The 26,376-nt window shown below is 69.9% G+C and carries 31 protein-coding genes and 1 pseudogene; 12 read left to right on the top strand and 20 right to left on the bottom strand.

Annotated features, from left to right (window positions below):
* Positions 1-25 precede the first annotated feature (25 nt).
* Together BN977_RS00710 and BN977_RS00715 are read left to right on the top strand one after the other, a co-directional pair.
* Positions 26-1,951, top strand: coding sequence for an ABC transporter ATP-binding protein/permease (locus BN977_RS00710; RefSeq protein WP_036395702.1), 1,926 nt, complete (start codon positions 26-28; stop codon positions 1,949-1,951).
* Between the two features lie 26 nt (positions 1,952-1,977).
* Positions 1,978-3,873, top strand: coding sequence for an ABC transporter ATP-binding protein/permease (locus BN977_RS00715; RefSeq protein WP_036395704.1), 1,896 nt, complete (start codon positions 1,978-1,980; stop codon positions 3,871-3,873).
* Between the two features lie 8 nt (positions 3,874-3,881).
* Here the strand turns inward: BN977_RS00715 and BN977_RS00720 are convergent, their stop codons facing one another.
* The 3 genes from BN977_RS00720 to BN977_RS00730 are packed head-to-tail and all read right to left on the bottom strand — an operon-like array spanning position 3,882 to position 6,640.
* Entirely contained in the window at positions 3,882-5,387 is a 1,506-nt protein-coding gene (locus tag BN977_RS00720; RefSeq protein WP_036395706.1) for an FAD-binding protein, read from the bottom strand.
* A complete protein-coding gene (locus BN977_RS00725; protein ID WP_036395708.1) occupies positions 5,384-5,881 on the bottom strand; it encodes a VOC family protein in 498 nt (165 codons plus the stop codon). Before BN977_RS00725 ends, BN977_RS00720 begins: the two co-directional genes overlap by 4 nt.
* A gap of 45 nt (positions 5,882-5,926) precedes the next feature.
* Complete coding sequence (locus BN977_RS00730) at positions 5,927-6,640, bottom strand: TetR/AcrR family transcriptional regulator (protein ID WP_036395710.1); 714 nt, start codon at positions 6,638-6,640, stop codon at positions 5,927-5,929.
* A gap of 105 nt (positions 6,641-6,745) precedes the next feature.
* Here BN977_RS00730 and BN977_RS00735 point away from each other — a divergent pair, with 105 nt between their 5' ends.
* Complete coding sequence (locus BN977_RS00735) at positions 6,746-7,186, top strand: nitroreductase/quinone reductase family protein (protein ID WP_024449729.1); 441 nt, start codon at positions 6,746-6,748, stop codon at positions 7,184-7,186.
* Here BN977_RS00735 and BN977_RS00740 read toward each other — a convergent pair.
* The 7 genes from BN977_RS00740 to BN977_RS00770 all read right to left on the bottom strand — a co-directional run bounded on the left by BN977_RS00740 (position 7,099) and on the right by BN977_RS00770 (position 14,278).
* Positions 7,099-7,851 carry an Rv1815 family serine proteinase gene (locus BN977_RS00740; RefSeq protein ID WP_024449728.1) on the bottom strand — a complete coding sequence of 251 codons (753 nt, stop codon included), beginning with the start codon at positions 7,849-7,851 and terminating at the stop codon, positions 7,099-7,101. The genes BN977_RS00735 and BN977_RS00740 overlap by 88 nt on opposite strands.
* A gap of 138 nt (positions 7,852-7,989) precedes the next feature.
* Positions 7,990-8,628 carry a LysM peptidoglycan-binding domain-containing protein gene (locus tag BN977_RS00745; RefSeq protein ID WP_036395714.1) on the bottom strand — a complete coding sequence of 213 codons (639 nt, stop codon included), beginning with the start codon at positions 8,626-8,628 and terminating at the stop codon, positions 7,990-7,992.
* Positions 8,629-8,742: 114 nt separating this feature from the next.
* Entirely contained in the window at positions 8,743-10,140 is a 1,398-nt protein-coding gene (locus BN977_RS00750; RefSeq protein WP_036395716.1) for an NAD(P)/FAD-dependent oxidoreductase, read from the bottom strand.
* A complete protein-coding gene (locus BN977_RS00755; RefSeq protein ID WP_036395718.1) occupies positions 10,137-11,282 on the bottom strand; it encodes a cation:proton antiporter in 1,146 nt (381 codons plus the stop codon). Before BN977_RS00755 ends, BN977_RS00750 begins: the two co-directional genes overlap by 4 nt.
* A gap of 14 nt (positions 11,283-11,296) precedes the next feature.
* Positions 11,297-11,779, bottom strand: coding sequence for a cation:proton antiporter regulatory subunit (locus BN977_RS00760; RefSeq protein WP_036395721.1), 483 nt, complete (start codon positions 11,777-11,779; stop codon positions 11,297-11,299).
* A 35-nt stretch (positions 11,780-11,814) separates the two neighbouring features.
* Positions 11,815-12,732 carry a sterol desaturase family protein gene (locus tag BN977_RS00765; protein WP_036395724.1) on the bottom strand — a complete coding sequence of 306 codons (918 nt, stop codon included), beginning with the start codon at positions 12,730-12,732 and terminating at the stop codon, positions 11,815-11,817.
* A 19-nt stretch (positions 12,733-12,751) separates the two neighbouring features.
* Positions 12,752-14,278: a carboxylesterase/lipase family protein gene (locus BN977_RS00770; protein WP_024449722.1), complete on the bottom strand. Its 1,527-nt coding sequence runs from the start codon at positions 14,276-14,278 to the stop codon at positions 12,752-12,754.
* Between the two features lie 134 nt (positions 14,279-14,412).
* Between BN977_RS00770 and BN977_RS00775 the strand changes: the two genes are divergently transcribed.
* From BN977_RS00775 to BN977_RS00785, 3 genes are read left to right on the top strand one after another with little or no spacing between them, the layout of a single operon-like run.
* The gene (locus BN977_RS00775) at positions 14,413-15,666 is read left to right on the top strand and encodes an acyl-CoA dehydrogenase family protein (RefSeq protein WP_024449721.1); all 1,254 of its coding nucleotides are present in this window, start codon (positions 14,413-14,415) and stop codon (positions 15,664-15,666) included.
* A 29-nt stretch (positions 15,667-15,695) separates the two neighbouring features.
* Positions 15,696-16,028, top strand: coding sequence for a DMT family transporter (locus BN977_RS00780; RefSeq protein ID WP_036395727.1), 333 nt, complete (start codon positions 15,696-15,698; stop codon positions 16,026-16,028).
* Positions 16,028-16,351, top strand: coding sequence for a DMT family transporter (locus tag BN977_RS00785; RefSeq protein WP_024449719.1), 324 nt, complete (start codon positions 16,028-16,030; stop codon positions 16,349-16,351). Before BN977_RS00780 ends, BN977_RS00785 begins: the two co-directional genes overlap by 1 nt.
* On the opposite strand, the gene BN977_RS00790 is transcribed toward BN977_RS00785, so the two are convergent.
* Positions 16,305-17,498 carry an MFS transporter gene (locus BN977_RS00790; protein ID WP_024449718.1) on the bottom strand — a complete coding sequence of 398 codons (1,194 nt, stop codon included), beginning with the start codon at positions 17,496-17,498 and terminating at the stop codon, positions 16,305-16,307. The genes BN977_RS00785 and BN977_RS00790 overlap by 47 nt on opposite strands.
* Before the next feature lie 116 nt (positions 17,499-17,614).
* On the opposite strand from BN977_RS00790, the gene malQ reads away from it, so the two are divergent.
* The 3 genes and pseudogenes from malQ to BN977_RS33180 form a co-directional block, all read left to right on the top strand.
* The gene (gene malQ / locus BN977_RS00795; protein ID WP_036395728.1) at positions 17,615-19,732 is read left to right on the top strand and encodes a 4-alpha-glucanotransferase; all 2,118 of its coding nucleotides are present in this window, start codon (positions 17,615-17,617) and stop codon (positions 19,730-19,732) included.
* A 65-nt stretch (positions 19,733-19,797) separates the two neighbouring features.
* Positions 19,798-20,241 carry a hypothetical protein gene (locus BN977_RS00800; protein WP_024449716.1) on the top strand — a complete coding sequence of 148 codons (444 nt, stop codon included), beginning with the start codon at positions 19,798-19,800 and terminating at the stop codon, positions 20,239-20,241.
* Positions 20,242-20,249: 8 nt separating this feature from the next.
* Positions 20,250-20,594 (top strand): annotated as a pseudogene (locus BN977_RS33180) (nuclear transport factor 2 family protein); the annotation flags it as partial.
* A gap of 70 nt (positions 20,595-20,664) precedes the next feature.
* Here the strand turns inward: BN977_RS33180 and BN977_RS00810 are convergent.
* Positions 20,665-21,174 (bottom strand): NUDIX hydrolase, encoded by a 510-nt coding sequence (locus BN977_RS00810; RefSeq protein ID WP_036395730.1) that lies wholly within the window; start codon positions 21,172-21,174, stop codon positions 20,665-20,667.
* 45 nt (positions 21,175-21,219) lie between these two features.
* Here BN977_RS00810 and BN977_RS00815 point away from each other — a divergent pair, with 45 nt between their 5' ends.
* Positions 21,220-22,014: an SGNH/GDSL hydrolase family protein gene (locus BN977_RS00815; protein ID WP_024449714.1), complete on the top strand. Its 795-nt coding sequence runs from the start codon at positions 21,220-21,222 to the stop codon at positions 22,012-22,014.
* A 10-nt stretch (positions 22,015-22,024) separates the two neighbouring features.
* Here the strand turns inward: BN977_RS00815 and BN977_RS00820 are convergent, their stop codons facing one another.
* On the bottom strand, positions 22,025-22,600 hold the full coding sequence (locus BN977_RS00820; protein ID WP_024449713.1) for a hypothetical protein: 576 nt from the start codon (positions 22,598-22,600) through the stop codon (positions 22,025-22,027).
* Between the two features lie 26 nt (positions 22,601-22,626).
* Positions 22,627-23,418, bottom strand: coding sequence for a nuclear transport factor 2 family protein (locus BN977_RS00825; protein WP_036395731.1), 792 nt, complete (start codon positions 23,416-23,418; stop codon positions 22,627-22,629).
* 39 nt (positions 23,419-23,457) lie between these two features.
* Here BN977_RS00825 and BN977_RS00830 point away from each other — a divergent pair, with 39 nt between their 5' ends.
* A complete protein-coding gene (locus tag BN977_RS00830) occupies positions 23,458-23,814 on the top strand; it encodes an Rv0313 family protein (protein WP_024449711.1) in 357 nt (118 codons plus the stop codon).
* A 37-nt stretch (positions 23,815-23,851) separates the two neighbouring features.
* Positions 23,852-24,256: a hypothetical protein gene (locus BN977_RS00835; protein ID WP_024449710.1), complete on the top strand. Its 405-nt coding sequence runs from the start codon at positions 23,852-23,854 to the stop codon at positions 24,254-24,256.
* 5 nt (positions 24,257-24,261) lie between these two features.
* On the opposite strand, the gene BN977_RS00840 is transcribed toward BN977_RS00835, so the two are convergent.
* The 6 genes from BN977_RS00840 to BN977_RS00860 are packed head-to-tail and all read right to left on the bottom strand — an operon-like array spanning position 24,262 to position 26,318.
* The gene (locus BN977_RS00840) at positions 24,262-24,456 is read right to left on the bottom strand and encodes a hypothetical protein (RefSeq protein ID WP_024449709.1); all 195 of its coding nucleotides are present in this window, start codon (positions 24,454-24,456) and stop codon (positions 24,262-24,264) included.
* A complete protein-coding gene (locus BN977_RS32745) occupies positions 24,446-24,586 on the bottom strand; it encodes a hypothetical protein (RefSeq protein ID WP_165576273.1) in 141 nt (46 codons plus the stop codon). Before BN977_RS32745 ends, BN977_RS00840 begins: the two co-directional genes overlap by 11 nt.
* Positions 24,583-25,158 (bottom strand): hypothetical protein, encoded by a 576-nt coding sequence (locus BN977_RS00845; RefSeq protein ID WP_036395733.1) that lies wholly within the window; start codon positions 25,156-25,158, stop codon positions 24,583-24,585. Before BN977_RS00845 ends, BN977_RS32745 begins: the two co-directional genes overlap by 4 nt.
* 2 nt (positions 25,159-25,160) lie before the next feature.
* Positions 25,161-25,748: a DUF6286 domain-containing protein gene (locus BN977_RS00850; RefSeq protein ID WP_051560941.1), complete on the bottom strand. Its 588-nt coding sequence runs from the start codon at positions 25,746-25,748 to the stop codon at positions 25,161-25,163.
* Positions 25,745-26,146: an Asp23/Gls24 family envelope stress response protein gene (locus tag BN977_RS00855; RefSeq protein WP_234709480.1), complete on the bottom strand. Its 402-nt coding sequence runs from the start codon at positions 26,144-26,146 to the stop codon at positions 25,745-25,747. Before BN977_RS00855 ends, BN977_RS00850 begins: the two co-directional genes overlap by 4 nt.
* Positions 26,139-26,318 (bottom strand): hypothetical protein, encoded by a 180-nt coding sequence (locus BN977_RS00860; protein WP_024449705.1) that lies wholly within the window; start codon positions 26,316-26,318, stop codon positions 26,139-26,141. Before BN977_RS00860 ends, BN977_RS00855 begins: the two co-directional genes overlap by 8 nt.
* Positions 26,319-26,376: the final 58 nt, after the last annotated feature.

Consider the following 26,376-nt stretch of genomic DNA (forward strand, 5'->3'; position numbering starts at 1 on the left):
CGGGTTGGAGCGGTACCTTGCCGTGATGGATATGTTCACCCCCACGCTGGATTGGGGCGCCGAGCTACCGAAATCGCTGTGGTGGATCGCCACGGTCTGGCTCTATACGGCGATACCGACCCTGGTCATCCTCACCCTGCTCGCGCGGTTCACCACCTGGGGGCGGCAGTTCTGGCGGATCACCGGTGGCTACTTCACGGGCCGCGACAGCATCGTGGTGTGGTTGTGGCTGGCGGGCATCCTGCTGTCGGTGATCATCGGGGTCCGCCTCGACGTGTTGCTGAGTTACCAGGGCAACGACATGATGACCGCGGCCCAGACCGCCTTCGAGGGCATCGGCAGCGACAACCAGGCCCTCAAGGACTCCGGTGTCAGTGGCTTCTGGTGGGCGTGGGCGCATTTCGCGGTCCTGGCGACGGTGCACGTCGCCCGTGTCATGTTGGACCTCTTCGTCACGCAGCGGTTCCTGATTCGCTGGCGCGCGTGGCTCACCGGTCATCTGACCGGTGACTGGCTGGACGGCAAGGCCTACTATCGCGCCCGGTTCATCGACGACACCATCGACAACCCGGACCAGCGCATCCAGTCCGATATCGACGTCTTCACCAATGGAGCGGGCCCGCTGCCGGCCAACCCCAACACGCTGAGCGCCAACATGCTGCTGTTCGGCGCGATCGAGGCGATCGTGAGCGTCGGCTCGTTCGCCGTCATCCTGTGGAACCTGTCCGGTGACCTCTCCTTGTTCGGGGCCACGCTGCCCAGGGCGATGTTCTGGATCGGCATCGTCTACGTCGTGGTGGCCACCATCATCGCGTTCTGGATCGGCCGCCCGATCATCGAATTGAGCTTCCGGAACGAGAAGTTCAACGCCGCCTTCCGGTACGCCCTGGTGCGTTTGCGGGACGCCGCCGAAGCGGTGGCCTTCTACCGCGGTGAACGAGCCGAGCGGGTGCAGCTGCGGGAACGCTTCGCCCCGGTCGTCGACAACTACAAACGCTTCATCAACCGGTCCGTGAAGTTCTACGGCTGGAACCTTTCGATCAGCCAGATCATTGTTCCGTTGCCGTGGGTGATCCAGGCGCCGCGGATGTTCGCCGGGCAGATCAAGCTCGGTGACATCTCACAGACGTCGTCGGCGTTCAGCCAGATCCAGGGCGGACTGTCGTACTTCCGCAACACCTACGACCAGTTCGCCGGCTGGCGGGCGTCCATCATCCGTCTGCACGGCCTGGTGGTCGCCAACGAGAAGGGCCGGGCGCTGCCCGAGCTGACCTGCGAACCCAGCCGGAACTGCCTGGTCGAACTCGACGGTGTCGAGGTGCGCACCCCGTTGGGGGAACCGCTGATCGAGGATCTGAACCTGCAGCTGGAAAGCGGTGACACCCTGATCGTCACCGGCCGGTCGGGGGCGGGCAAGACGACCCTGCTGCGCAGCCTGGCGCAGTTGTGGCCGTTCACCTCGGGGACCTTCCGTTACCCGCAGGCCGAGAACGAGACGATGTTCCTGTCGCAGATGCCGTATGTGCCGCTGGGCGATCTACGGGCGGTGGTGTCCTATCCGCAGGAGCCGGGCAGCATCCCCGACGAGCGGCTGCACTGGGCACTGCAGAAGGTGTCCCTGCCGCAATGCTCCAAGCGGTTGGCCGAGGTGGCCGACTGGGCCAAGGTGCTCTCCCCCGGCGAGCAGCAGCGCATCGCGTTCGCGCGGGTGCTGCTGACGCGACCGCGGGCGGTGTTCATGGACGAGGCCACCTCCGCGCTCGACGAGGGCCTGGAGTACACCATGTACGCGTTGATCCGGGAGGAGCTGCCGGAAACCATCCTGGTCAGCGTCACCCACCGCAGCACCGTGGGCCAGCACCACGAGAAGCATCTGCACCTGCACGGCGCCGGGCGCTGGTCGATCGGCGACGTGGGCCGCGAAGTCGAGGACCAAGTCACCCCCGTGTGAGCGCCTGCGCCGGGTAGCTTCCCGGCATGGAGATGTTCAGCCAGTCGCTGGACTGGGGAAACGAGATCCTCGCGTCGCTGTGGTGGATCGCCAAGGCATGGACGATCAGTGCGGTCGTCATGGTGGCGGTCACCGCGTTCCTCGCCAGGTGCACCGGCTGGGGCCGGCAGTTCTGGCATGTCACCGGCGGGTATTTCGTTGGGCGCCAGAGCATTCCGGTGTGGACACTGCTGGGCGTGCTGCTGCTGTCGGTGATGGTCTCGGTCCGGATGGACGTGCTGTTCAGCTACTACGCCAACGACCAGTCCACCGCTCTGCAGGTCGCCTTCGAGGGCGCCAGCTCCGGCAACGCGGCGGTGCGCGACTCCGGGATCGACGGGTTCTGGAAGTCGATCCTGATCTTCGTGGCGCTGGTCGCCGCCGATATCACCCGCACCCTGGTGGACCTGTACCTCATGCAGTACTTCATCATCCGGTGGCGGGTTTGGCTGACCGACCACCTCACCGGTGACTGGCTCGAGGACCGGGCCTACTACCGCGGGCGGTTCCTCGGCGCGTTCGGCGGCGAACCGGTCGACAACCCCGACCAGCGCATCCAGCAGGACATCGACGTGTTCACCACCGGCACCGGGCCCGAGACCAACACCCCGACGGTGGGAACGGCGCAGACGCTGGCGTTCGGCACCGTCAACGCGGTGCTGTCCGTCGTCGCGTTCACGCCGATCCTGTGGAACCTGGCCGGGCCGCTGACCATCCTGGGGGTGACGATTCCCAAGGCGCTGTTCTGGTTGGCTCTGCTCTGGGTGGCGGTGACGACGGTGGTCGCGTTCTGGATCGGCCGCCCGATCATCGGGCTGACCTTCCGCAACGAACGGACCAATGCGGCGTTCCGCTATGCGCTGGTGCGTATCCGGGATGCCGCCGAGGCGGTCAGCCTGTACCGCGGCGAGGACGCCGAGCGGCGCGCCCTGGGCGGCCGGTTCGCGGCGATCATCGCCAACTACCGCCGACTGGTGCTGCGCGGGGTGGCGTTCCTGGGCTGGAACCGGTCCATCAGCCAGGTCATCTCGCCCCTGCCGCTGGTGGTGCAGGCGCCCCGCCTGTTCGCCGGTGAGCTCAAGTTCGGTGACGTCATGCAGTCGGCCGGGGCGTTCGGTTCGGTGCAGAGCTCGTTGAGCTTCTTCCGCGCCGTGTACGACGCGTTCGCCGGCTACCGCGCTGCCATCATCCGGCTGGACGGCTTGGTCACCGCCAATGAACAGGCCAGGGCGCTACCACGATTGACCGCGACGGACAGCGACGACGGCGGGGTCACGATCGCCGATGTGCGGGTGTGCTCGCCGCTGGGCGAGCAACTCGTCAACGCGCTGGACGTGCGGCTGGGCCCCGGCGACACCTTGGTGATCACCGGCCCGTCGGGCACCGGCAAGACGACCCTGCTGCGCAGTGTGGCCCAAATGTGGCCCTACGCATCGGGTTCGGCGAGCCACCCGGCCGACGCGATGTTCCTGTCCCAGCTGCCCTACGCCCCGCTCGGTGACCTGCGCGCCGTCGTCGGCTACCCGGCCCCGCCCGGCACCTACCCCGACGATGCCATCCGCGCCGCGCTGGACGCCGTCACACTGGGGCATCTGACCGCCCGGCTGGACGAGGAAACCGACTGGGGCAAACAGCTTTCACCCGGTGAGCAGCAGCGCATCGCGTTCGCCAGGGTGCTGCTGGCCCGGCCGGCGGCGGTGTTCCTGGACGAGGCGACCTCGGCGCTGGACCCGGGGCAGGAATTCGCGATGTACCGCACCTTGCGTGAGGCGTTGCCCGACACCATCGTGGTCAGCGTCAGCCACCGCGACAGTGTCGACCGCCACCACCGCCAGCGGCTGGAACTGCTCGGTGCGGGACGGTGGCGGCTGGCGCCGGTATAGCGGCGTGGTCAGGCGGGCTGCGCCGCGTGAGCTCCGGCCCGCCGCGCCGCATGCTCGCCCGCCCGCCGCCCGAAGAACGAGCCTTCACCCAATTGCGTTCCACTGGCGTAGCCCTCGCCGTCCTGGGCGATGTTCGACGCACACGCGCCGGCGGCGTACAACCCCGGCACCGCGCTGCCGTCCTCGCGCAGCACCTCCCCGTCCAGTGACACGGCCAGCCCACCCATGGTGAATCCCGAATACATGGCCACCCCGAGGGACAGGTCGAACGCCGCGTACGGTCCGGTGTCCTGCGCGGCGATGTAGTCGGGCTGCTTGTGGAAGTCCGGGTCCTCGCCGTTGGCCGCGGCCGCGTTGTAGCGCTCCAGGGTGGCGGCCAGATTACCGGCCGGAATGCCCAGGGCCGCTTCGATTTCGGCGATGGTCTCGTATCCGTCGATGAACTTGATCAGCGGCATCTCGGGCATCTGCATGTGTGCCTCGTCGACGATCAGGTACGCCTGCTGATCGGGTTGGCGCAGCACGAACGCCGACGTGCGCGAGTGGTAGGAATCCTCGGCCACGAAACGCCGGCCCTGGTTGTTGACGATCACGCCGGTCAGCAGGATCTCCGGCGGGTAGGCAGCCGCGGTGATGAACAGCCCGTCGAGGTTCTTGGCCACGCCACCGGCCGACACCCCGAGCCGGATGCCGAGGCCGTCATCGTGGGGGTTTCCCAGGATGTAGGGCTCGACTTCGCCGTGATGCTTGGTCTTGCGCTTCTTGCCCAGCGCCGGTGTGTATTCGGCGACCATCTCGGGGTTCATCGCGAACCCTCCCGCGGCGATGACGACGGCTTTTGCCTTGACCGCACCGGTATTGCCGAAGTTCTTCCAGCTCACCCCGACCACGGCACCGTCGTCGACCACCAGGTTGGTGGCACCTGTCTCGTAACGGATTTCGACGCCGAGTTCGGCAGCCCGCTTCAGCAGCAACTGGATCACCATATCGGCGCCGCCCAGCTCGCCTGGCACCGGAACCGAGTGCCCGCGCGGTGCCGGCTTGGCCTGCTCGCAGAACGGCCACACCTTTTCGTTGCCGGTGTAGCTCAGCCCCTCGGTGCCCGGCGGCACCACCACCTTGCCGGGGTAGAAGCTGCGCTCGAACTGGAAACCGAGGCCCTCAAGCCAATTGAAGTGCTCGACGCTGCCTTCGCAGTAGGCACGGATCTTGTCCAGTTCCGGGTCCTTGGACACCGCGACCAGATATTTGTACATCTCCTCGGCGGAATCCTCATGGCCGGTGGCCTGCTGCACCGCGGTGCCGCCGCCGAGGTAGAAATGTCCGCCCGCCATGGAGGTGGTGCCACCCGCGGCCGCGGCGCGTTCCAGCACCAGCACCCGGGCACCGGCCGCCGCGGCACTGACGGCGGCACTGCCGCCGGCGATACCGAATCCGACGACGACGACGTCGAATTCGCCGGACCAGTCGGTGACATCCTTGGCATCGACGGTGTCGGGGGTGGTGATGCTCACGTGCTGCTCTCCTGTTTCACATGGTCGAAGAAGGCCTGGATCTCGGGCGGGATGTAGGCATATTCGAGGTACGGGACGCCGGCATCGGCGGCGCTGACATAGCCGAACCGCATGCCGCCGGGCATGACGCCGCGCTGGACCACCGGGGCACCCCGGGCGTGCGCCTCATCGAGGGCGGCTTCGAAGGCGTCGGCATCCGGGGCCGCCACGCAGATGTGGTGCAGACCGGGGCCGTTGGAGTCGAGGAATTCGGTGTAGATGCTGGCCCCCTGCACCGGGGCGATCAGTTCCAGCTGGGTGTCCCCGGCGTAGCTGAGCGAGATGTCGGCGGTGAAATCCGCGGGCGCACCGCGGTAGGTGCAGCCGTCGGGCCCGAAGTGCACCGCCGGCATGCGCACCCAGCGACGGGCACCGAGCAGCGCCGACAGGGTCGCTTCGGTGGCGTCCAGGTCGCGCGTCACCCAGGCTATCTGGACAGGTGTCTGGCTCAGCATCGATCTGAGGATATCCCGCCCCACCCACCGTGGCTAGAACGTGTTCTAGTTTCCTTTCAGGGCGTTGATCGCGAGCCGGATCTGGCCGTCGAAAACCGGCCGGGCGTCGGTCAGGGTGTCGGGACCGTACTGACCGAAGACCTCCAGGCTGATCGCCCCCACCAGGGTGGCCCACAGCATGAAGCACTTGAGCAGCGCGCGATCACCGCCGGGGAATCCGTACTCGCCGCGCACCGCCTGGAAATCACGCGACAGGGGTTGGGGCAGCGGATCTTTCGGATCCGGTATATCGCCGGCGGCAATGCCGTCGGCGATGGCGGCGATCAGCGCCGCGATCACCCTGGTGCCCGGCTCGACGGTGATCTCGGCGGGCGCGCGGTAGCCGGGCACCGGGCTGCCGTAGAGCAGGGCCCACCGCGCCGGCTGGTCGACCGCCCACGCCCTCGCGGCATGGGCCATCGCGACCACCCGCTCGGCCCAGGAACCGCCTCCGGCGGTAGCACCGGCGGCGGTACCTGGATTGCCGCCTCCGGCGGCGTCGACCGCGTCCGCGAGTTCCCCGTACGCGTCCACCAGCAGCAGCGTCAGCAGGTCGTCCCGACTGGCCACATAGCGGTACACCGCCGAGGACACCATCCCGAGCTCCCTGGCAACGGCGCGCAGCGACAGGCCGGCGGCACCGTCGGTGACCAGGTGTCGCCGGCCGACCTCGATGATCTGCGCCTCGATCCGGTCGCGCGCGTCCTGTCGTTTCCCCATGCGCCCAGTCTGCCACGAAACGAGAACACTGCTCTTGATTTGTCGAGCGCCGCGTGGCACGCTCAAAACAAGAGCATCGCTCTCGAAACAAAGTGGAGGAATCTCATGACCCTGCGTTACGACGAACCGAGCCGGACCGCCAAGGCGGGCAATCGACTGATCCGCTGGCTCGCCGAGGCCGGCATCAGCATCGCGGGCACCCGGGCGCTGCGCGTCCGCGGCCGGCGCACCGGGCAGTGGCAGGCCGTGGTGGTCAACGTTCTCACCGTGGACGGCCGCGACTACCTGGTCTCACCGCGCGGCAACACCCAGTGGGCCCGTAACGCGCGGGCCGCGGGTTCGGTCCAGGTGGGACCGTGGTGGCACCGCCGGCAGGTCCGGGCCGTCGAAGTGCCCGACGCCGCCAAACCGGAATTGGTGAAGCGCTACCTCGACCGCTGGTTCTGGGAGGTCAAGGGTCACATCGGCGGCTTGACGCCGGGTGCCACCGACGCCGAGCTGCGGGTGAAGACGGTCTCGATCCCGGTGTTCGAATTGGTCGGCTGAATCGCGGTGGCCTCGATGATCTGCTGACCGGTGGACTCGAACGAGACGGCGGCGGGCAGTTGGCCCCAGGTGCTGTTGAACAGCCCGATGATCACCGCGCGGCCGTCGGCCGTCGGCACGTACACCGGGCCACCCGAATCGCCCTTCTGGCTGACCACGCCGTTGGTCATGGTGAACCAGCCGTTGTTCACGGCGTTGATGGTGCCGCAGGTCTCGCCGGTGACGATGCCGAAGTGGCACACCGGCTGGCCCGGCTTCTGCACCGCCAGCTCCGGATCGGACACCAGCGCGCGGCCACCCGGCAGCACATCGACCAGCTGCACGTCGGGGGCCAGCGCGATGGCCTCCCAGTCGGTGATCTGGTAATCGGCGGTGATGGTCGCGCCGTCGGGGGTGTTGTCCCTGGACAGGGTCACCGCGCCGATGACATTGCCGTCCCGGTCGGTGACCGGTCCGTCGCCGCGGCAGTGGCCCGCCGTCAGCGCCGAGCGCGACGCCATGTCGACGTAACCGAGGGTGCACATGGTGGTGCCCTGCCGGATCTCCATGCCGGGATACACGGTGGGCCCGGGAGTGACCGCCGGACTGGCCGCCGCCGGGGTGGCGGCCACCGGCGCGCCGGCCGCGAGAACGGCGACGAGGATGCTCAACAGACGTGCGCGCACGAATCCCTCCGATCCCTTCACCCGCGGTGAGTCCGACGCTACCGGGATGCTGAGGTGTAGATCGGGTAACGGACCGATCCCGTTACAACAACGCCGGCCCGGACAGCAAGAATCCGGGCCGGCGTGTCGCGAGGGAAATTACGGGATGGTCAGAACCTGGCCCGGGTGGATCAGATCGGGGTTCGGTACCCCGCTCGCATCGGCGATCCGCTGGTACTGGTTGCCGTCACCGTAGAACCGTTCGGCGATGGCCCACACCGTGTCGCCCGCCACGACGGTGTAGGTGCGCGGCGCCGGCGGCGCCGCGGGCGCGGGTGCGGGCGGTTCCGGCACGGGGGCGGGTTCGGCCGGCACCTCCTGGGCGGCCGGCTGGACCTCGGGTTCGGCCGGTGCGGCCTCGGCGACAGGCGCGGCCTCATCGGCAGCCGGCGCGGGCGGGGCCTCGTCGGTGTTCGTCCCCGACGCCCAGGCCACCCCGTCGAATCCGTACAGCACGAGATTGCGGTCGTTCTGCAGGATCAGCCGCACATCCTTGGCGCCCTTGGTGTCGCTGTGCCACACCGGCTTGTCCGGGGTGTACAGGACGAAGTTGCCGTCCTCCTGCACCTCGGCACGCACCACGTTCTGGCCGTCGGTCTCGGTGGACCAGACGGCGGTGTCACCGCTGTACAGCACGAAATTGCCGTCATCCTGCAACGTCGCCCGGTAGGCGCCGTTCTCGGACGTCAGCGACTGCCCCCGCTCCAGCTTCTCCCCGTTGTGCAGCCTGTCTCCCATGTCGCTCTCCCCTTTGTCTCGACGGTTGACGGGGCCTGAGCCTACTGAGAAAAAGCGGCCGCGGGGCCGGTTGCGCTCGGCACAAGCCGAACACTTGGCGAACTTTGTGTGCGGTCAGGAATCGAATCCCAGACCCAGCCGGTCCAGGGTGCGCAACAGCAGGTTGCGCCGTCCCGCCGAGTGGTCGGCCCGGTCCAGCGACCAACGCGTGGCCTGGATGCCGGCACTGGCCAGCGGTTCCGGCGGGAACGGCAGCGGCTTACGCCGAACCATCTCCAATTCGGTTCGGGGCGTGGGTTTCCCGTCCAGCAGGTCCAGACATACGTCGGCCGCGAATCGGGTCGCACCCACCCCGAGGCCGGTGAATCCGTTGACGTAGGCTACCCGGCCGCCGTGCGCGGTGCCCCAATGGGCGCAGAACCGGGTGTTGGTGTCGATGGCGCCGGCCCAACGATGGGTGAACCGGACATCATCGAGCTGGGGGAAGGTGAGGAAGAAGTGCGCGGCCAGCCTGCGGTAGGTCTGCGGACGGTCCTCATAGGCCGGATCGACGCGGCGACCGAAATGGTAGACGGCGTCGTAGCCACCCCACACGATGCGGTTGTCCGCCGTCCGGCGATAGTAGTGAAATTGGTTGGCGCAGTCGCCGATTCCCTGCCGGTTTCGCCAGCCGATCCGGTCGAGCTGGGCATCGGACAGCGGCTCGGTGGCCAGCACGTAATCGTAGACCGGCACGGTGTACCACCGGTTCCGGCGCAGCAGGCTGCGAAACACATTGGTGGCCAACACCACCCGCTGGGCCGTGATCATGCCCGCCCCGGTGTCCACCCGTGCCCCCGCTGCCGTCGCCTGCAGCGACAACGCCCGGGTGTGCTCGTGGATCTGCACCCCGGCCTCGGCAGCGGCACGGGCCAATTCCAATGCCAGCTTGGCCGGATGCACGATCGCCACGCTGTCGGCCTCGAACAGACCGGCCAGATACGTCGGCGACGCCACTTCCGCGCGCACCTGCGCCTGATCCAGGAACGTCCCCGTGTCGGCGGTGGCCAACTCGCTCACCTGGTGCGGTTCGGTGGCCACCGTCAGCATGCCGGTGCGCTCCCACTCCACGTCCAGGCCCAGCCGCTCGATGTCGGCCGCCATCCCGTCCAGGTTCTCCATGCCCATCGCCTCGAGCACGTCGATCTCGCCCGGCCAGCGCGACTTTCCGTTGTCATGGCCGTGCGTCAGGCTGGCCTCGACGAATCCGCCGTTGCGCCCCGAGGCCGCCCAGCCGATCCGCTCCCCCTCGATCAGCACGATGCGCTGCCCGGGGTTGCGCCGGGCGGCCTGGACCGCCGTCCACAACCCGGTGTAGCCACCGCCGACGACCAACAGGTCGCACGCGATGGCGCCGGACAGCGCCGCGTGATGCGGGCGGGGAATGTCGAGCCACATCGACCCGAAAGCGCTGGCGTCCAACGACCGCGCGATCAACGCGGGGTCGACGTGAGCGTCGAAGGCGGTTTTCACCCCGCCACACTACGGGGCGCCCCGACGAACCTCGTCAGCACCGGCCCGACGATGGCCAGCACGAACACGTACGGGGTGGCGACCGCCTCGACCGCGGGCAGGGTGGCGCCGACCAGGCCGATGATGACGAGCGAGAACTCGCCGCGCACGATCAAGGCCGTCCCGGCGCGCAGCTGGCCGGGGCGGGCCACGTCGTCGCGGCGGGCGGCGAACATCCCCGTCGCCACCTTGGTGCCCGCGGTGACGGCGGCCAGCGCCAGCGCGGCCGGCAGCATCGGAATCAGGTCGGCCGGGTTCACCGACAGCCCGATCGCCAGGAAGAAGATGGCGGCGAACAGGTCCCGCAGCGGGCCGAGCACCGTGCGGGCCCGGTGCGCCGCCTCACCGGTCAGGGTCAACCCCACCAGGAAGGCGCCGACGGCCGCCGAGGCGTGGATCAGTTCGGCAAGCGCGGCGACGATCAGCGTCAATCCCATGATCCGCAGCAGCAGTTGTTCGTTGTCCGGGTGTGCGACCAGCCGGCCCACCAGGTGACCCCACCGGTAGGAGGCCACGAAAGCCAGCACCAGTGCCGACACCGCGATGCCCATCCCGAACACGGCGTGCCCCCAGCTGCCACCGGCCGCGAGCACCGCCAGCAGCGGCAGGTAGGCCGCCATCGCGAAATCCTCGAGCACCAGGATGGACAGCACCGCGGGTGTCTCCCGGTTACCGAGCCGGCGTAGGTCATCGAGCAGCCGGGCGATCACCCCCGACGAGGAGATGTAGGTGACCCCGGCCAGGGCCAGGATGCCGACGCCGCCGACACCCAGCAGCCAACCGGCGATCGCGCCGGGAGTGGCGTTGAGGATCAGATCCACCCACGCCGAGGGCAGATGGCGGCGCAGGCTGGCGGCGAACTCGCCGATGGAGAACTCCAGACCCAGGGTGAGCAGCAGCAGCACCACGCCGATCGTCGCCCCGGTGGTGACGAACTCGTCGGCGGCCGGGATGTGTGCCACCCCGCCCTCCCCGAGCGCCAGCCCGGCGGCCAGGTACAGCGGGATCGGCGACAAGGCGAACCGGCGCGCGGCGGTGCCGAGGACGGTGAGCACGGCCAGGATGATGCCGAGCTCGAGGAGCAGCGCCGCCGACACCTGCACGGATCAGCCCCGGCTCAGCCGTCGACGACGATGTTGCCGACGCCGGAAATACCGTCCTCGGTGCCGATCACCACCAACACGTCACCGGCGCGCAGCGGCTCGGCCGGGCCCGGCGAGGCCAGCACCTCTTCATCGCGCACGATGGCGACGATCGACGCACCGGTGCGGGTCCGAGCCCGAGTGTCACCCAGGGGCCGGCCGACGAACGGGCTGCCCTCCCGGATGTGCACCTGACCGGCGTCCAGCCCGGGCACCTCGCGGGTCAGATCGGCGAACCGTTCGGCGATCCGCGGCGCACCCAGGATCTGGGCCAGCGCCTCGGCTTCCTCGTCGGTGAGCCGAAACACCTCCCTGGCCTGGTCCGGGTCCTCCTTGGGATACACCACCAACTCGAATTCGCCGGTGCGCCGGGCCACCACCCCGATGCGGTCCCCGGTGCGGGTGTCGAATTCGAACCGCAGCCCGACGCCGGGAAGCAGGACTTCCTTGACATCCATGCGCCCATCCTGGCCGAATGCGGCTGTGCCCGCCGCTACTTCGGTGAAACCGCGGCTTCGCGCGGCACCCAGCCGGGCGGCCCGAACGCGTAACCGAGCCGGTCGCGCCACCGGTGCGCCGACCGGACGTCGCGCGCGATCGCCAGATATTCGTGGGTCTGCAGCGTCCAGATGTTGTAGGTGTCGACCTGTTTGGTCAGCCCGTAGTGCGGCCGGAACTCCTCGGCCTGGAAGGTGCCGAACAGCCGGTCCCACAGGATGAAGATGCCGCCGTAGTTGCGGTCCAGGTACAGCTGGTCCATGCCGTGGTGCACCCGGTGGTGCGACGGCGTGTTGAACACGAACTCGATGGGCCGCCACAGTTTGTCGATGCGTTCGGTGTGCACCCAGAACTGATAGATCAGGTTCACCGAGAAGCTGGCGAACACCATCCACGGCGGAACACCCAACAGCGGCAACGGGATCCACATCAGGATCTCGCCGCTGTTGTTCCACTTCTGGCGCAGTGCGGTGGCGAAGTTGAAGTACTGGCTGGAGTGATGGGCCTGATGGGTGGCCCAGATCAGCCGCACCCGGTGTGCGATGCGGTGATAGGTGTAGAACAACAGGTCGACGCCGACCAGCGCGATCACCCAGGTGTACCACCGGGTGGCCGACAGGTGCCAGGGCGCGAGGTAGGCGTAGATGGCCGAATAGCCCAGCAGCGCAGCGCTTTTCCAGGCGGCGGTGGTGGCCACCGAGACCAGTCCCATCGACAGGCTGGCCCACGCGTCGCGACGCTGGTAGGCGCCGGCGGCCGGCCGGTCGCCGGCACTGGCACCGGCAAGGGACTCCAGCTTCCGCGCCGCCGTCCACTCCAGCACCAGCAACAGCAGGAAGAACGGGATGGCGAACAGCACCGGGTCGCGCATCGGCGCCGGCAGCGCGTCCAGCAACGTGCGGACCCCGTCCATGACGGTCAGCCTAGGCGGCTCACCGGAAACTCAACACCTCGGCACCCCAGGTCACCCGTTGGGCCCGGTCCGGGTCGGCGACCACCTCGTCCTCGCGGCCGATGATCAGGGTGGCGCGCTCGTCGGGCCGGTACTCCGGCCAGGCCGGATGTTGCGGGCCGGCATCAGGCCCGGCACCCGAGGCAAACCGGGTCCACCGTGCCCGCATGCGCTCCGACACCGCAGCACCGGCCGCCAGGCCGCCGAGTTTGAAGGTCGGGTCCTTCGGCCCCATCACCAGATTGCCCCACACATAAGGCAATTCGGTGGCATGGGCGGCATCCAGCCGCAGCAGCTTGAGCATCGGGGTGGCCCAGTCGAACCGGTACATGTACACCGGCGCGACGGCGCTGTGCCCTTCGGCGAACCAGATGGACGGCATCCGGAAGCCGACGTCACGAGCCACCCCCAGCGCGGGTTTGCGGCCCCGACCGCGGTAGACGGCGGTGATCTCCTCCTCGGTGGGGATCTGCACACCGGGCTGTTCGGTGGCGATCGCGGCGAACATGTCGCGCAGCGTGTGCGGGGCGATCGGCATCAACGGCGAGCGCATCCAACGGAACAGGGCGGCCTCGTGCCGGTTGGTCCCGATGATCAGCGGCACCGGGTGGGTGCGGCCGGCGCGGGCGGCCTGTGCGGGGTAATCCGGGACCAGGTCGCCGTCGACGATCGGGACGAACGCCAGGGTCCCGGGGAACCGCCGGGGCACGTCGTTGTAGAGCCGCTTCGATGCGGCGATGACCCGTTCCACGGGGATGTCGCGCAGTCGGTCGGTCTCGCCTGGCCGCACGCCGAGGCGGTCGAGGAACTGCTCGGCGATCCGGCGGGAACGGTCCCGGTCGTAGACGGAGGTGACGGGCGCACTCTGCGCGATGGCGCGGTGGAACAACCCGGCGGCAGCGGGACTGGCCATCAACGTGGTGAGGATGCCCGCCCCGGCGGATTCACCGAACAACGTGACATTGTCCGGGTCGCCGCCGAACGCGGCGATATTGTCCTGCACCCACTGCAGGGCCGAAAGGACGTCGCGCACACCGATATTGGTGTCGAATCCGGAGCCGAAGGAAGACAGGTCCAGGAAGCCCAGCGCCCCGAGCCGGTAGTTCATGGTCACCACCACGACATCCCCGCCGACGGCGAGTTCGCGGCCGCGGTACAGCGGCTGGGCCGACGATCCGAGCGCGTAGGCACCGCCGTGCACCCACACCATGACGGGCTTGGCGCCGCCGGATGTCGACGGCGCCCACACGTTCAGCGTCAGGCAGTCACCGCCCTGCGGCGCGCCCAGGTCCAGCGGGATGTGCGGGTCGGTCTGCTGCGGGCACACCGGTCCGAACCGGGTGGCGTCGGCCGGTTCGGTCCAGCGTTGCGGCGGCACGGGTGCCCGCCAGCGCAGGTCGCCCACCGGCGGCGCGGCATAGCGGATGCCCAGCCACTGCCGGACGATGCCGTCATCGGTTCCGCGGACGGGGCCGTACCCGGTGATGGTGTCGGTATCGGGGATCACAGCTGCCTCCCATCGGTTCGATGCCCAACCACACCACGGTAGCGGCGATGGTCCCCCGGTGGCCCGCAGAGAGATTCATTCGCCATGGACGCAACCCTGTCGGAGCCGTCACACGCGCCCTAACCTCGCCGCTCATGGCCGTAGACATCACCGAGAAGACCTCCGCCGTCCCGCTACTGGAATCCGCCGAGGCCGCACTGGCGGCCGCCGACGCGGTGGCCACCCAGGTCCAGGCGGACAGCGCCGAACGGGAGCGGTCCGGGGCGTCGCTGCTGCCGCAGTTACGGGCGGTCGCCACGGCCGGTCTGCTCGCCGTGCCGGTGCCCGCCGAGCACGGCGGTCCCGGCTTCCCGGCCTCGGTCCAGATCGAGGTGCTGCGCAGGCTGTCCCGCGGCGACGCGGCGCTGGGGCAGTTGCTGCTGGCCCATTTCGTGGTGTCGCAGGCGATTTCGGCGCTGCCGCCCGACGCGCCGCAGGCGGCGCGGATCTACCGCGACATCCTGGCCGGCGCTCAGCTCGGCAACGCCACCGCCGAACGCGGGACCGCGTCACCGCTGCACCGCAACACCACCGTGCGGCGTCGCGATGACGGCAGATGGGAACTCGACGGCACGAAGTACTACGCGACCGGCGCGCTCGGCGCGGCGTGGATCGCGGTGGCCGCCGGTATCGCCGGCACCGACGGGGAGACCGCAACGGTGTTCATCCGGCCCGATCAAGACGGCGTGACGCTGAATCTGCAGAAGTGGTCGGCGTTCGGCCAGCGCGGCACCCTCAGCGGTGAGATCCGATTGGACGGCGTCGTCGTCGACGCCGAACTGGTGATCGAGGAGGGCGCCCCGCCGCACCCGGTCGACGGCCCGCCGACCGTGCTCGGCGCCTATGACCAGGCGCTGCACGCCGCCATCGACATCGGGATCGCCCGCGCCGCGCTGGAGGACGGCGCGGAGTTCGTGCGCACCAGGTCCCGGCCGTGGAAGGAGGCGCTGGACGCGGGTTTCGAGCGGGCCGACCGAGAACCGCACATCGTGCGCCGGTTCGGTGAGTTGACCGCACGGTTGTACGCGCTGGAGGCCCTGCTGGCCGCCGGTGCCGCCCTGGTCGATGTGGGCCAGGCGCAACAGGAGCTGTCCCGGGACACCGCGGCCGCGGCGTCGCTCAAGGTCGCCGCGGCCAAGGCCCTGGCGCAGGAGTTCGCCGTCGAGATCGCCGGCGGCATCTTCGAGCTCACCGGCACCTCGGGCACCGACGGCGCCGCCAACCTGGACCGGCATTGGCGCAACGTACGCACCCATTCCCTGCACGACCCGGCCCGGTGGAAGTACGTGCACCTGGGCAACCACACCCTGCACGGCACCCGGCCACCGCGGCTGGGCCTCGCGCTCTGAGCGTCGGCGCGGCCCGCTACGTTGTCGACGTGCGGAAGTGGCTACTGCTGGGCGGCGCGATAGCGGTCGAGGTTGCGGCGACGTTGTCGTTGCGGGCATCCCAGGAGCACGCCGCCTGGCTCGTGGTGGTGGTCGCCGGGTACACCGGGGCGTTCGCGTTGATGGCCGCCGTGCTGCGCACGGGCATGCCCGTGGGGGTGGCGTACGGCATCTGGGGTGCGGTGGGCACCGCGGTGACCGCCACCGTCGCCGCGGTGCTCTTCGGTGAGCCGTTCACCTGGCCCGTCGTGCTCGGGATCGGGCTCATCATCGCCGGCGTGCTGCTCGTCGAATTCGGTTCACATGCCGGGTCTTCCACATGATGTGGTGGGCGCTGGCCGGCGCCATCGGGGTCGAGGTGCTGGCCACCCTCGCGCTGCGCGCCTCCGACGGATTCCGGCGCAAGGCGTGGCTGGTGCCGGTGGCCGCCGGTTACATCCTGTCGTTCACCCTGCTGTGGCTGACGCTGTCCCTGGGCATGCCGGTGGGTATCGCCTACGGCGTGTGGACGGCGTGCGGGGTGGCACTGGTGGCGGTGGTGGCCCGGGCGGTCTTCGGTGATCCGTTGACGTGGCGGATGATGCTGGGCATCGGGCTCATCATGGCGGGGGTGCTGACGATCGAGCTGGGTGCCGCCCCGCACTGAGCACGCCGGCGGTGAGGGCGGCGACCAACCCGGCCGCCGGCACCAACAGCAGACCCGCCCGCAAACCGGCGGCATCGGAGATCAGCCCGACCACCGGCGGCGCGGTGACGAACCCGATCCGCATCAGCCATGCCACCACCGTCAGCCCGGTGCCGGGCCGCAGCCCGGGCAGCCGATCGGCGGCGTGCATGGCCGCCGGCACCGCGGTGGCCATCCCGAGGCCGGCGGCGGCGAACCCGGCGATGCCCGAGGCGACGGACGGGTAGGCCAGCGCCGCGCCCATCCCGACGGACACGATCACGCCGCCGCCGCGCACCACGGCCCGTTCGCCGAATCGGTCCACCAGGCGGTCACCAGCCAGCCTGCCGACGAACAGCGCGCCGGCCAGCGCGATATAGCCGGTCACCGCGATCGCGCCGGTGGCTCCGAGGCTGCGCAGATACAGTGCCGCCCAAGAACTTCCCGCGTCCTCGACCACCGCCCCGGCGATGATCATCGCCACCAGGGCTGCCAGGACGGCGTACACCGCGACGCCGGCCCGGGCACCACCGGCGGCGCGGGCCGCGGCATGGTCGTCGTGCTCGGCACCCGGCAGCAGGAACGGCCACGCGATCAGCGCCACCGCCGCGAACAGCACGGCCGACAGCCCCAGATGCAGACTCCGGCTCATCCCGACGGCCAGCGATCCCGCGCCGAGCAACCCACCGAGCACCGCGCCGGCCGCCCACACCGCGTGCAGTGAGTTGATGATCGACCGGCCGTAGCGGCGCTGCACCCGCAGCCCGTGCGCGTTCTGCCCCACATCGGCCATCGCGTCACAACAACCGCCGGCGAAGAGCACCACCGACACCAGGATGGCGCTGTGCGCCGGTCCGACCAGGCCCACCAGGATCGCCAGCGCCGCCGAGGCCAGCACCGCCACCCGGGCCGAGCCGAGCCGGCGGATCGCCGCCCCGGCGGCCAGCCCGGCCACCAGCGCACCGGCCGGGAATGCCGCCACCATCACGCCGTAGGCCGAATTGCTCAGCGCCAGATCGGCCTTGATCTCCGGGAAGCGTGGCAACAGGTTGGCGAAGGTGGCGCCGTTGACCAGGAACAGGGCGGCCACCGCGACCCTGGCGCGCTGAACCTGCCGTGCCGACCCCACGGACGCCGACGATACTGGGCTGCCGTCGCGCCGACGTCCGGGGCTTGCGGGGGCTTGCGGGGCTTGCGGTCATGCGGGCCGCGCCGCCGGGGCCGGCTTCCGGCAAGATTGCGGACATGACTGAGCTTGCCGACCTGGCAGCGCGCTACAAGGTGTCGACGGAATTCCAGGACTGGACCGGACGGCGGGTGCCGGTGCCCGAGGCGACGCTGGTGTCGGTGCTGGGCGCCCTCGGCGTGCCGGCCGCCACGCAGGACGAGCGCCGGGCCGCGCTGGCAGCCCACGAACGCGAGTACTGGGAGCGGCCACTGCCGCCGACGGTGGTCGCACGGGCCGGCAGCGCGGCGTCGTTCTGGGTGCACGTCACGCACGGCGACCCGGTCGGGTTGTGGCTGCGCCTGGAGGACGGTTCGGTACGCACCGGTCTGCGCCAACTCGAGAACAACCGGCCGCCATACGATCTGGACGGCCGGCTGGTCGGCGAGGCGACATTCGAGGTGCCCGCCGACCTGCCGCCCGGATATCACCGGTTGCACGCCCAAGCCGGCGGCACCGACAGCAGCACCCTGCTCATCGTCTCCCCCGCCACGCTCAGCCCGCCGCCGGGACGGCACTGGGGTCTGGCCACCCAGCTCTACAGCGTCACGTCGGAACATTCCTGGGGCATCGGCGATCTGACCGATCTCACCGATCTCGCGGTGTGGTCGGCGGCCCGGCACGGCGCCGGGTTCGTCCTGGTGAACCCGTTGCACGCGGCCGCACCGGTGGCGCCGATGGAGCCCTCGCCGTATCTGCCCACCTCGCGGCGCTTCGTCAATCCCATCTACCTGCGCATCGAGGCGATCCCGGAGTACGCGTTCCTACGCAAGCGGGCACCGCTGGGCAAGGCACGCGCGGAACTGGCCGCCAGAGCCCACCGGAAGAAGCGCATCGACCGGGACGCGGTGTGGAAGACCAAACGTGCTGCGCTCCAACAGGTTTACCGGGTCAAGCGGTCAGCGGGGCGCGAACTGACGTATGCGGCCTATCTCGCCAGGGAGGGCCGCAGCCTCGACGATTTCGCCACCTGGTGCGTGCTGGCGCAGGAGTACGGCCCCGACTGGCACCACTGGCCGGCACCGCTGCAGCACCCCGGCAACGCGGCCGTTGCCGAGTTCGCCGCCGCGCACGCCGCCGATATCGATTTCCACCGCTGGCTGCAATGGCTGCTCGACGAGCAGCTGACCGGCGCGCAGGCCACCGCCGAGCAAGCCGGGATGGCGCTGGGCATCATGCACGACCTGGCCGTCGGCGTCGATCCCAACGGTGCCGACGCCTGGGCGTTGCAGGATGTGCTGGCCCTCGGTGTCAGCGCCGGCGCGCCGCCGGACGAGTTCAACCAGCTGGGCCAGGACTGGTCGCAGCCGCCGTGGCGGCCCGACCAGCTGGAGCGGGCGGGTTATGCACCGTTCCGGGCCCTGGTGCACGCCGTGCTGCGGCACGCCGGCGGCGTGCGCATCGACCACATCATCGGGCTGTTCCGGTTGTGGTGGATCCCGGAGGGGGCCGCCCCGACCGAGGGCACCTATGTCCGCTACGACCACGAGGCGATGATCGGCATCGTGGCGCTGGAGGCCCAGCGGGCCGGCGCGGTGGTGGTCGGTGAGGATTTGGGCACGGTGGAACCGTGGGTGCGCGACTATCTCCGCGAGCGCGGGCTGTTCGGGACCTCGATCCTGTGGTTCGAACTGGACCGCGAAGACGCCCACCACCCGCCGTTGCCCGCCGAACGCTGGCGGGAGTACTGCCTGGCCTCGGTGACCACCCACGACCTACCGCCGACGGCCGGCTACCTGGCCGGCGAGCACGTCCGGCTGCGTGCCGAGCTGGGGCTGCTGACCCGGCCCGTGGACGAGGAACTGGCCGACGACCGCGCCGAGCAGGCCGCCTGGCTCGCCGAGCTGCAGCGGCTGGGGCTGGTCGGTGCCGATGCCGACACCGAGGAGATCATCCGCGGGCTCTATGCCTATCTCGGCCGCACACCCTCACGGCTGCTGGCGCTGGCGCTGCCGGACGCCGTCGGAGATCTGCGCACCCAGAATCAGCCCGGTACGACCGACGAGTATCCCAACTGGCGCGTCCCGCTGACCGGCCCCGACGGTCGGCGCCTGCTGCTGGAGGACGTGTTCACCGATCCCCGCGCCGCCGCGCTGGCGGATGTAATGAATGCGCAGGTGCGGGCGATGAACCCGTGACTGGAGTTTCTCAGGGTGTGTATCTGCGATATCTTCGCAGCGCACCGCGATAACCCGGAGGTCACGTGAAGAAGTTTGTTGTGCTCGGCATCGGTGGGTTCGCCGTGCTTGCTTCAGGGGGCTCCGCGGCCCTGGTCAGCGCCGGTATCGCGAGTTCGGATCCGGCCGGCGGGGCCAACCCGTACAGCGTGCTCGGCGAGCCGTACGGCAAGGCGGTGGCCATCCTGCGCAGCCAGGGTGTGCGGTCCAGCTTCGGCGGCTCGGTGGGCAGCGACCTGCCCCAGGCACAGTGCATCGTGAGCGGCCAGAAGGCCACCTCCGCCGGGAAGATGATCCTCAACCTGGACTGCACCAAGAAGGCGTACGACGACGCCCAGGCCAGCACCCCGTCCTCCGGCGGCGGCGTCGCCGCCGTGCCCGGCGGCCCGACCGTCGGCTCCAACGGCGTCACCACGGTCACCCCGACCCCGGTCGGCCCGCAGCCCGGAATGACGATTCCGGGGGCCTGAGCCTGACGGTGGGCCTCGATCCGGCGGACCGGTTGGCGCTGTCCGACCTGGTCCACCTGTACGCCGCCGGTGTCGACGATCGCCGGTTCGACGATGTCGTCGAATTGTTCACCGACACAGCCGAATTCCGGCTTCCGTCACCTCCGCACCAGTTGACGCCCGCGCGGACCGAACATGGCCATTCGGGTGTTCGCACTGCCATGACCGCCCTCGCCGCGGTCGACCGCACCGAGCACGCCATCGTCGGTGAGGTCTATGCGCCCGGCCCGCAACCCGGATACGCGCTGGGCCGGATCACCTGTATTGCCCATCATTGGAGCCACCGCGGCGCCGAGATCGACGATGTGGTGTGGCACCTGCGCTACGACGACGAATACCTGCGCACCCCGGCGGGTTGGCGCATCCACGGCCGGGCGCTCACCATCAACGCGCTCGAGACCCGCCAGGCCCGCCGGCTCCGCGCCCATCGCGCTCATGCAGGGCCTGAATCAACCAATCCAACAGCGGCTGTTGACCTTTCAGAATCTTCGACCGCGCCGACGGCACGTCGAACCAGCCGACCCGGTCCAGCTCCGGATACTCGGTGAACTTCCCGGAACCGCGCGGCCATTCCAGCAGGAAGGTGTTGCTGACCGCCGCGGCGACGTCGAGGTCACCTTCGACGGCGTAAGCGGCGACGATCTTGCCGCCGGGTTGTTTCAGCGGCGGGAAGGCGATATGCGGCCCGTCGGGCAGCAGGACGCCGGTCTCTTCGGCGAACTCGCGGCGCGCCGCGGCCCACGGTTGCTCGCCCTCGACGTACTCCCCTTTCGGGATGGACCACGCCCCGTCGTCCTTGCGAGCCCAGAACGGTCCACCGGGATGCCCCAGCAGCACCTCGAGGACACCGCGGGTGGTGCGGTACAGCAGCAGACCGGCGCTCTGGCGAGGCATCGCCCCACTGTAGGCACCGCCCGGGCGGCCACTACAGTCACCACCGTGGCCGACACCCACCACTACACCCGGTATGTCGCCCTTGGCGACAGCCAGACCGAGGGCCTTTGGGATACCGACGCCGGCGGCGCTCTCATCGGCTTCGCCGACCGGCTGGCCCTGCGGCTCGACACGCATTGCCCCGGTGTCGAATACGCCAATCTCGCTGTGCGCGGCAAACGTATCCGCGACGTGCTGGACGCGCAGCTTCCGGCGGCGCTGGCCATGCAGCCGGACCTGGTCACCGTGTGCGTCGGCATGAACGACGTGACGCGGCCGGGCCGCAAGTTCGACCAGGCGCTGCTGGATCTGGACACCCTGCACGACCGGCTGGCCGACACCGGCGCGACGGTGGTCACCACCACCTTCCCCGATCTGGCCAGGGTGTTGCCGGCCGGCCGGGTCCTGGTGCCGCGCGTGTTGCGGATCAACGACGCCATCCGCGCGGCCGCCGACCGGCACGGCTTCCGGCTGATCGACCTGTACACCGCGGATTCGATGACCGATCCCGACACCTGGAGTGCCGACCGCGTGCACGGCAGCACCAAGGGTCATCAACTGTTCGCCGCCGCGGCCGCCGAAGCGCTGGGATTACCTGGCAGCAATCATGATTGGGCTCATGCGGCAGCGTCCGTCACCGAGCAGTCGGCGCTGTCGCGGTGGTATTCGCAAGCCATGTGGACGCGCAACATGCTGATGCCGTGGATCTGGCGGCACCTGCGCGGCCGCTCGGCGAGCATCGGCGGCGGGCCCAGGCACCCGCAGCTGGCGCCGGTGACGGCGCGGTCGGACGCTCGGTAGCGGGCGGAGTTCAGATCCCGGTCCAGGTGGATTCGATCATCTCGGCGATGTTGATCACCTTGGCCTGCTGGGCCGCCGGGTTGTCGATCTCCCCGCTGACGTGGGCCGCGATGAACCGCTTGATCTCGGCGTCGATCCCGGCCATCACCCGCAGCACCTCGGCACGCAGCGTTTTCGACGTGACGTGAATGGTGATGTCCCTGGACTGCGGTTTCTGGACGTCCAGCATGAGGGCCAGCGGCTCGGCGGCCCGCGCCACGGCCTGCAGCGCGATCTCGCCGAACACGATGAACTGGGGCCGGTCGATCTTGAGGTCGATGACCATGTTGATCTCCAGCGGAATCCGGATGTCGAACCTGAAGTTCGGCCCGGCATACCGGGTGACCCGCGGCGTCTGGATGCGGACCTTGGCCGTGACCTTGGCGATCCCGCCGGGCCCTTGCCCGATGGGTCCCATCTGGAACTCGTCGCCGGCGATCGAACCGATCGCGTCGCCGACCCGCTGCTCGCTGACGGCGACTTCGAAAAACTTGCGACCGAACTCTTCATAGGTCATGTACCCGACCGGGTACTCAATCTCAGACATGGTGGACCTACCGTCTCATGCCCGCCCTATTCGGCGAACACCCGCAGCCGGTGCAGGGCGGTCGGCCGGCTGCCGAACTGTCCGATCAGCACGACGTCGCGCTCCCCGCGCACACGGGCGGCCACGCTGCGTCCCGCGGCCAGCAGGGTGTGGGTCCGCGCACCGGCGAGCAGCCCGACCAGTTCGGCCTGCGGCAGCGGGGCGCCGTCGCCCGCGGTCACCTGCAGCCCGGCGCCGATGCGCCGTTTCAGCGCGACCTCGTCGCCGGCGGCGGCGTCGGCCAGGAAGTCGGACAGCAGCCGTTTGCCGCGCGCGCCGGCACCCGGCAGCCCCGCGGCGAATCCCAGGGCGCCGGCCGGGCCCTGGTTGCGCAGCAGCGCAGCCGTCAGCCGCAGCCCGGCCGGTACCGCGGGCACCCCGCTGCGGGCGAACTGCAGCGCCATCGCCGGCAGTTCCCAATAGGCGCGCAGCGCGGCGATCCGCAACTCGCCGTCCTGCTCCCGCACGTCATACCGCAGGATCGCCGGGATGTGCATGGTGACCGCAGGACCCATCGCGACCTCGAGGACCAGATCCCGCAGCACCGTGTTGCCCACGACGATGTCGGCGTCGCGGTGGAAGGTGATGGTGCGCGGACCGATGAAGGTGTCGTAAAACCGCCGCAGCCGGTCGCGGCCGATGTGGGGGCGCGAGCCGACCGGATCCTCCACCCGTCCATCGGCGGTGAACAGGCCGACCCAGCCGGCGCGGTCATGTGCGGCGGCCGCGGCCGGGGACCGTTCGACCGTCGTCAGGACCGCCAGTCGTGTTGTCGACATATCCTTTCGTTTACCACCGCTGTGTGAAGGAGGACGGCAATGAGCCAGAACGGGCCGTTCGGCATAGACCCCGAAGACTTCGACCGCCTGGCCCGCGAGGCGGGCGAGGGGCTGCGCGACGCGCTCGACCGGTTCGGCAAACGCGCCGGCTGGTCGACGCTGATCGACCAGTTCACCGCCCAGTCGCGCCCGGCCCGGCCGGAGACCACCGGCGACACCGGTGACGGTGTGTGGGCCATCTACACCGTCGACGACAAGGGCGGAGCCCATATCGAGGAGGTGTACCCCAGCGAACTCGAGGCGCTGCGGGCCAACAAGAACAACACCGACCCGGCCCGACGGGTGCGGTTCCTGCCGTACGGCATCGCGGTGAGCGTCCTCGACGCTCCCGAATAACCCGTGCACGTTTGCCCTTCCGATTAAGCTTTGCCGGATGATTCGTGAACTGACCGTGGCGGCCACCATCGCGTGCGCCGCGCTCGGGACGGCCGCGCCGGCGCTCGCCGACGACGACCCCGGCCGGTATCCCAGCGACGTGCCGGGCATGAACTACGACGCTTCATCGGGCGCCCCGTGCGACAACTATCAACTGTTCACGTTCGGACGCGGTCCCGGCGGCCAGGCCATGATGTGCCGTTGGGTGCCCAACCAGTGGCCGCCGGTGTACACCGGTTTCTGGATGCCGTCATATCCGCTCTACGGGGTGCAGCAGACCGGCGCGCCGTGCCCCGGACCGCAGGCCGCCGCCCAGTCCCCCGACGGCAAGCCGATGCTGTGCCTGGGCGCGCAGGGCTGGCAGCCCGGCTTCTTCACCGGTGACGGTTTCTTCCCTGCCTGATCGGCTCATCCGATGCTGGCGGCGACCTGATCGCTGACGTGCCGCGCCCAGTCGTCGATGCTGCGGCGCACGCCCGGCGAACACGCGCACACCGACACCTTCAGGTCGCTGGGTACGACGATCGAGTAGTGCTGGATCAGCACCGGCGCCAGAACGGCCCAGGCGAACAGCTGCTCGCCGTGGTCATCGCTACCGGGCATGAGACTCCTTGTCAGGGGGTGGGTTCTTCGGTCGATCGACCAGCCGGCCGAGTCCGCGCAGGAGGACGCCCAGCATGACCGCGCCCGCGAACAGCGCGGCGATGGCGGCATCGGTGGTCAACCGTGTCATTCGAGGTTTCGCGACTTCCGGGACGAGCCGCCGGCCTTCGCCACCTGCAGCACGGTGCGGGCCGCCACCGCGGAAGTGCCTGTGGCGCGGGCGATGTGGGCACACGTGGTGTCCACCGCGGTGATGACCCCGGACAGCCCGGCCGGGTGCCCGACCGTGACGGTCAGTTCGACGGTCGCGATGCCGCGATCGGTGACGGCTTTGCCCTTGGCGGACTGCACATCCGGTTCCCGTTCCAGGGCGGCGGCCGCCGCCGACGCCACCCCGTCGAGGTTCACCGTGATGACGCCCGGGTCGGCGGTGCCGGGCACCCGCAGCACCGGCGCCTTGCGGCTCGGCACGTGTGACACCAGCCAGACCAGTCCGATCAGCACCAGCAGCACTCCCGCGCCGGCCAGCTCCCACGGCCACCACGTCGAGGTGGTGGCACGCACCATCGGGCCCGTGCTGATCTCGTCGGGGATGCCGCGGACCGCATGCGTGGGCCACAGCACGGCCACCGCCCCGATCGCGGCCAACGCCAGGCCCGCGACGAGTGTGGCGGCCCGGTCCAGCAGATCGGTCGGGCGCATGCTCACACCGACCTACTCGTGCCGATCCGCACCGCGATCCGCGGTGGCGGCAGCAGAATCTCGGTGGCGCTGCCGACCGCCGCGGTGATGGCGCCCTTGGCCGCGGCACCAGAGCCAGCCCCGGCCGCATCGCCGGATTCGGCCCCGGTGAGGCCGACGTACAGGGTCACCTTGCGGCGGGTGGCCTCCGCGCGCAGCACCTCGACGCCGGGCACGGCCGCGGCGGCGTGGGAGGCCAGCCGGGCCACATCGCGCGGCCGCATCCACACCGCCGCCGATGCGTCGACGGCGATCGCCGTCTTGCGCCGGGGCCGCAGAGCCGAGAACACCAGCCATGCCCCAGCGGCCAGGGCGACGGCTCCGGCCGGCACCATCCACCATTGGCTGCGCAGCCCGTCGACGGCGGTGAGGGCGGTGCCGATCCAGGAGGTGCCGGTGATCCAGCCCAGGGTGACACCGGCTTCGCGCACCGCGAGAACACCCGCGGCGAGCAACACCACAGCCAGGACCACCCCGATGTACCGGGCGGTGGCGGTGGCGACGGGAACCCGGCCGGCTGCGGGCAACGGAACGGCATCGGCGGTGGTCATTGGACCCTCTTCACATCGGTGGTGGTGGTGCTGAGCTGCTCGACCGTGACGTCGACGCGGTCGACGTGCAGTCCGGCCATGGTGGACAGGGTCTGCGCGACATTGCGCTGTACCGCGGACGCGACCTCGACGGCCGGGGCCGGCCAGGCGACGGCGACCTTCAGGTGGGCGGTGACCCGGTTTCCGGTGACGGTGAGCTGCGCCTGCGGCAGCGAGCGGCCGGCGATCTTGCTCAGCCCCGGCGTGAGCGGCAGCACGTCGGGCGTGTCGAGGGCGGCCCGGGCGGCCAGTCGTTGGGCGACCTTCTCCCGCACCGTCAGGGTGCCGCGACCGGCGCCGTCGTCGTCGGGGTCGCCTGCGTCGGGCTCGGCCGTCGCGTCGGGCACGACGTCAGTCACGGCCACGGCCCCGCAGCAGCGCGCTCAGATCGAGTTCGCCGTCGCGGTGGGCGCCGAGCAGGTACCCCGCCGCTCCGAGCAGCAGCGCGATGAGAAAACCCCACAGCCCGCCGGCCGCCGCCGCGACGCCGAGCAGCAGTCCGGCAACCAACCCCAGAGTCGATGAGGTCATGACGTGCCCCTTCCGCAGGACAAAGTAGTACTGGCACAGATGAATTCACGATAGATGG

The sequence above is a fragment of the Mycolicibacterium cosmeticum genome, assembly GCF_000613185.1.
In the GTDB taxonomy this organism is placed as follows: domain Bacteria; phylum Actinomycetota; class Actinomycetes; order Mycobacteriales; family Mycobacteriaceae; genus Mycobacterium; species Mycobacterium cosmeticum.

Coding starts and splice junctions, on each gene's coding strand:
- BN977_RS00710 (WP_036395702.1), top strand. CDS start 26: ATGGATATGTTCACCCCCACGCTGGATTGGGGCGCCGAGCTACCGAAA.
- BN977_RS32745 (WP_165576273.1), bottom strand. CDS start 24,586: ATGACACGGTTGACCACCGATGCCGCCATCGCCGCGCTGTTCGCGGGC.
- BN977_RS00820 (WP_024449713.1), bottom strand. CDS start 22,600: ATGTCTGAGATTGAGTACCCGGTCGGGTACATGACCTATGAAGAGTTC.
- BN977_RS00810 (WP_036395730.1), bottom strand. CDS start 21,174: ATGCCTCGCCAGAGCGCCGGTCTGCTGCTGTACCGCACCACCCGCGGT.
- malQ (WP_036395728.1), top strand. CDS start 17,615: ATGACTGAGCTTGCCGACCTGGCAGCGCGCTACAAGGTGTCGACGGAA.
- BN977_RS00845 (WP_036395733.1), bottom strand. CDS start 25,158: ATGCGCCCGACCGATCTGCTGGACCGGGCCGCCACACTCGTCGCGGGC.
- BN977_RS00840 (WP_024449709.1), bottom strand. CDS start 24,456: ATGCCCGGTAGCGATGACCACGGCGAGCAGCTGTTCGCCTGGGCCGTT.
- BN977_RS00860 (WP_024449705.1), bottom strand. CDS start 26,318: ATGACCTCATCGACTCTGGGGTTGGTTGCCGGACTGCTGCTCGGCGTC.
- BN977_RS00730 (WP_036395710.1), bottom strand. CDS start 6,640: ATGGGGAAACGACAGGACGCGCGCGACCGGATCGAGGCGCAGATCATC.
- BN977_RS00850 (WP_051560941.1), bottom strand. CDS start 25,748: ATGACCACCGCCGATGCCGTTCCGTTGCCCGCAGCCGGCCGGGTTCCC.
- BN977_RS00760 (WP_036395721.1), bottom strand. CDS start 11,779: ATGGATGTCAAGGAAGTCCTGCTTCCCGGCGTCGGGCTGCGGTTCGAA.
- BN977_RS00715 (WP_036395704.1), top strand. CDS start 1,978: ATGGAGATGTTCAGCCAGTCGCTGGACTGGGGAAACGAGATCCTCGCG.
- BN977_RS00830 (WP_024449711.1), top strand. CDS start 23,458: ATGAGCCAGAACGGGCCGTTCGGCATAGACCCCGAAGACTTCGACCGC.
- BN977_RS00745 (WP_036395714.1), bottom strand. CDS start 8,628: ATGGGAGACAGGCTGCACAACGGGGAGAAGCTGGAGCGGGGGCAGTCG.
- BN977_RS00835 (WP_024449710.1), top strand. CDS start 23,852: ATGATTCGTGAACTGACCGTGGCGGCCACCATCGCGTGCGCCGCGCTC.
- BN977_RS00725 (WP_036395708.1), bottom strand. CDS start 5,881: ATGCTGAGCCAGACACCTGTCCAGATAGCCTGGGTGACGCGCGACCTG.
- BN977_RS00785 (WP_024449719.1), top strand. CDS start 16,028: ATGTGGTGGGCGCTGGCCGGCGCCATCGGGGTCGAGGTGCTGGCCACC.
- BN977_RS00825 (WP_036395731.1), bottom strand. CDS start 23,418: ATGTCGACAACACGACTGGCGGTCCTGACGACGGTCGAACGGTCCCCG.
- BN977_RS00735 (WP_024449729.1), top strand. CDS start 6,746: ATGACCCTGCGTTACGACGAACCGAGCCGGACCGCCAAGGCGGGCAAT.
- BN977_RS00765 (WP_036395724.1), bottom strand. CDS start 12,732: ATGGACGGGGTCCGCACGTTGCTGGACGCGCTGCCGGCGCCGATGCGC.
- BN977_RS00775 (WP_024449721.1), top strand. CDS start 14,413: ATGGCCGTAGACATCACCGAGAAGACCTCCGCCGTCCCGCTACTGGAA.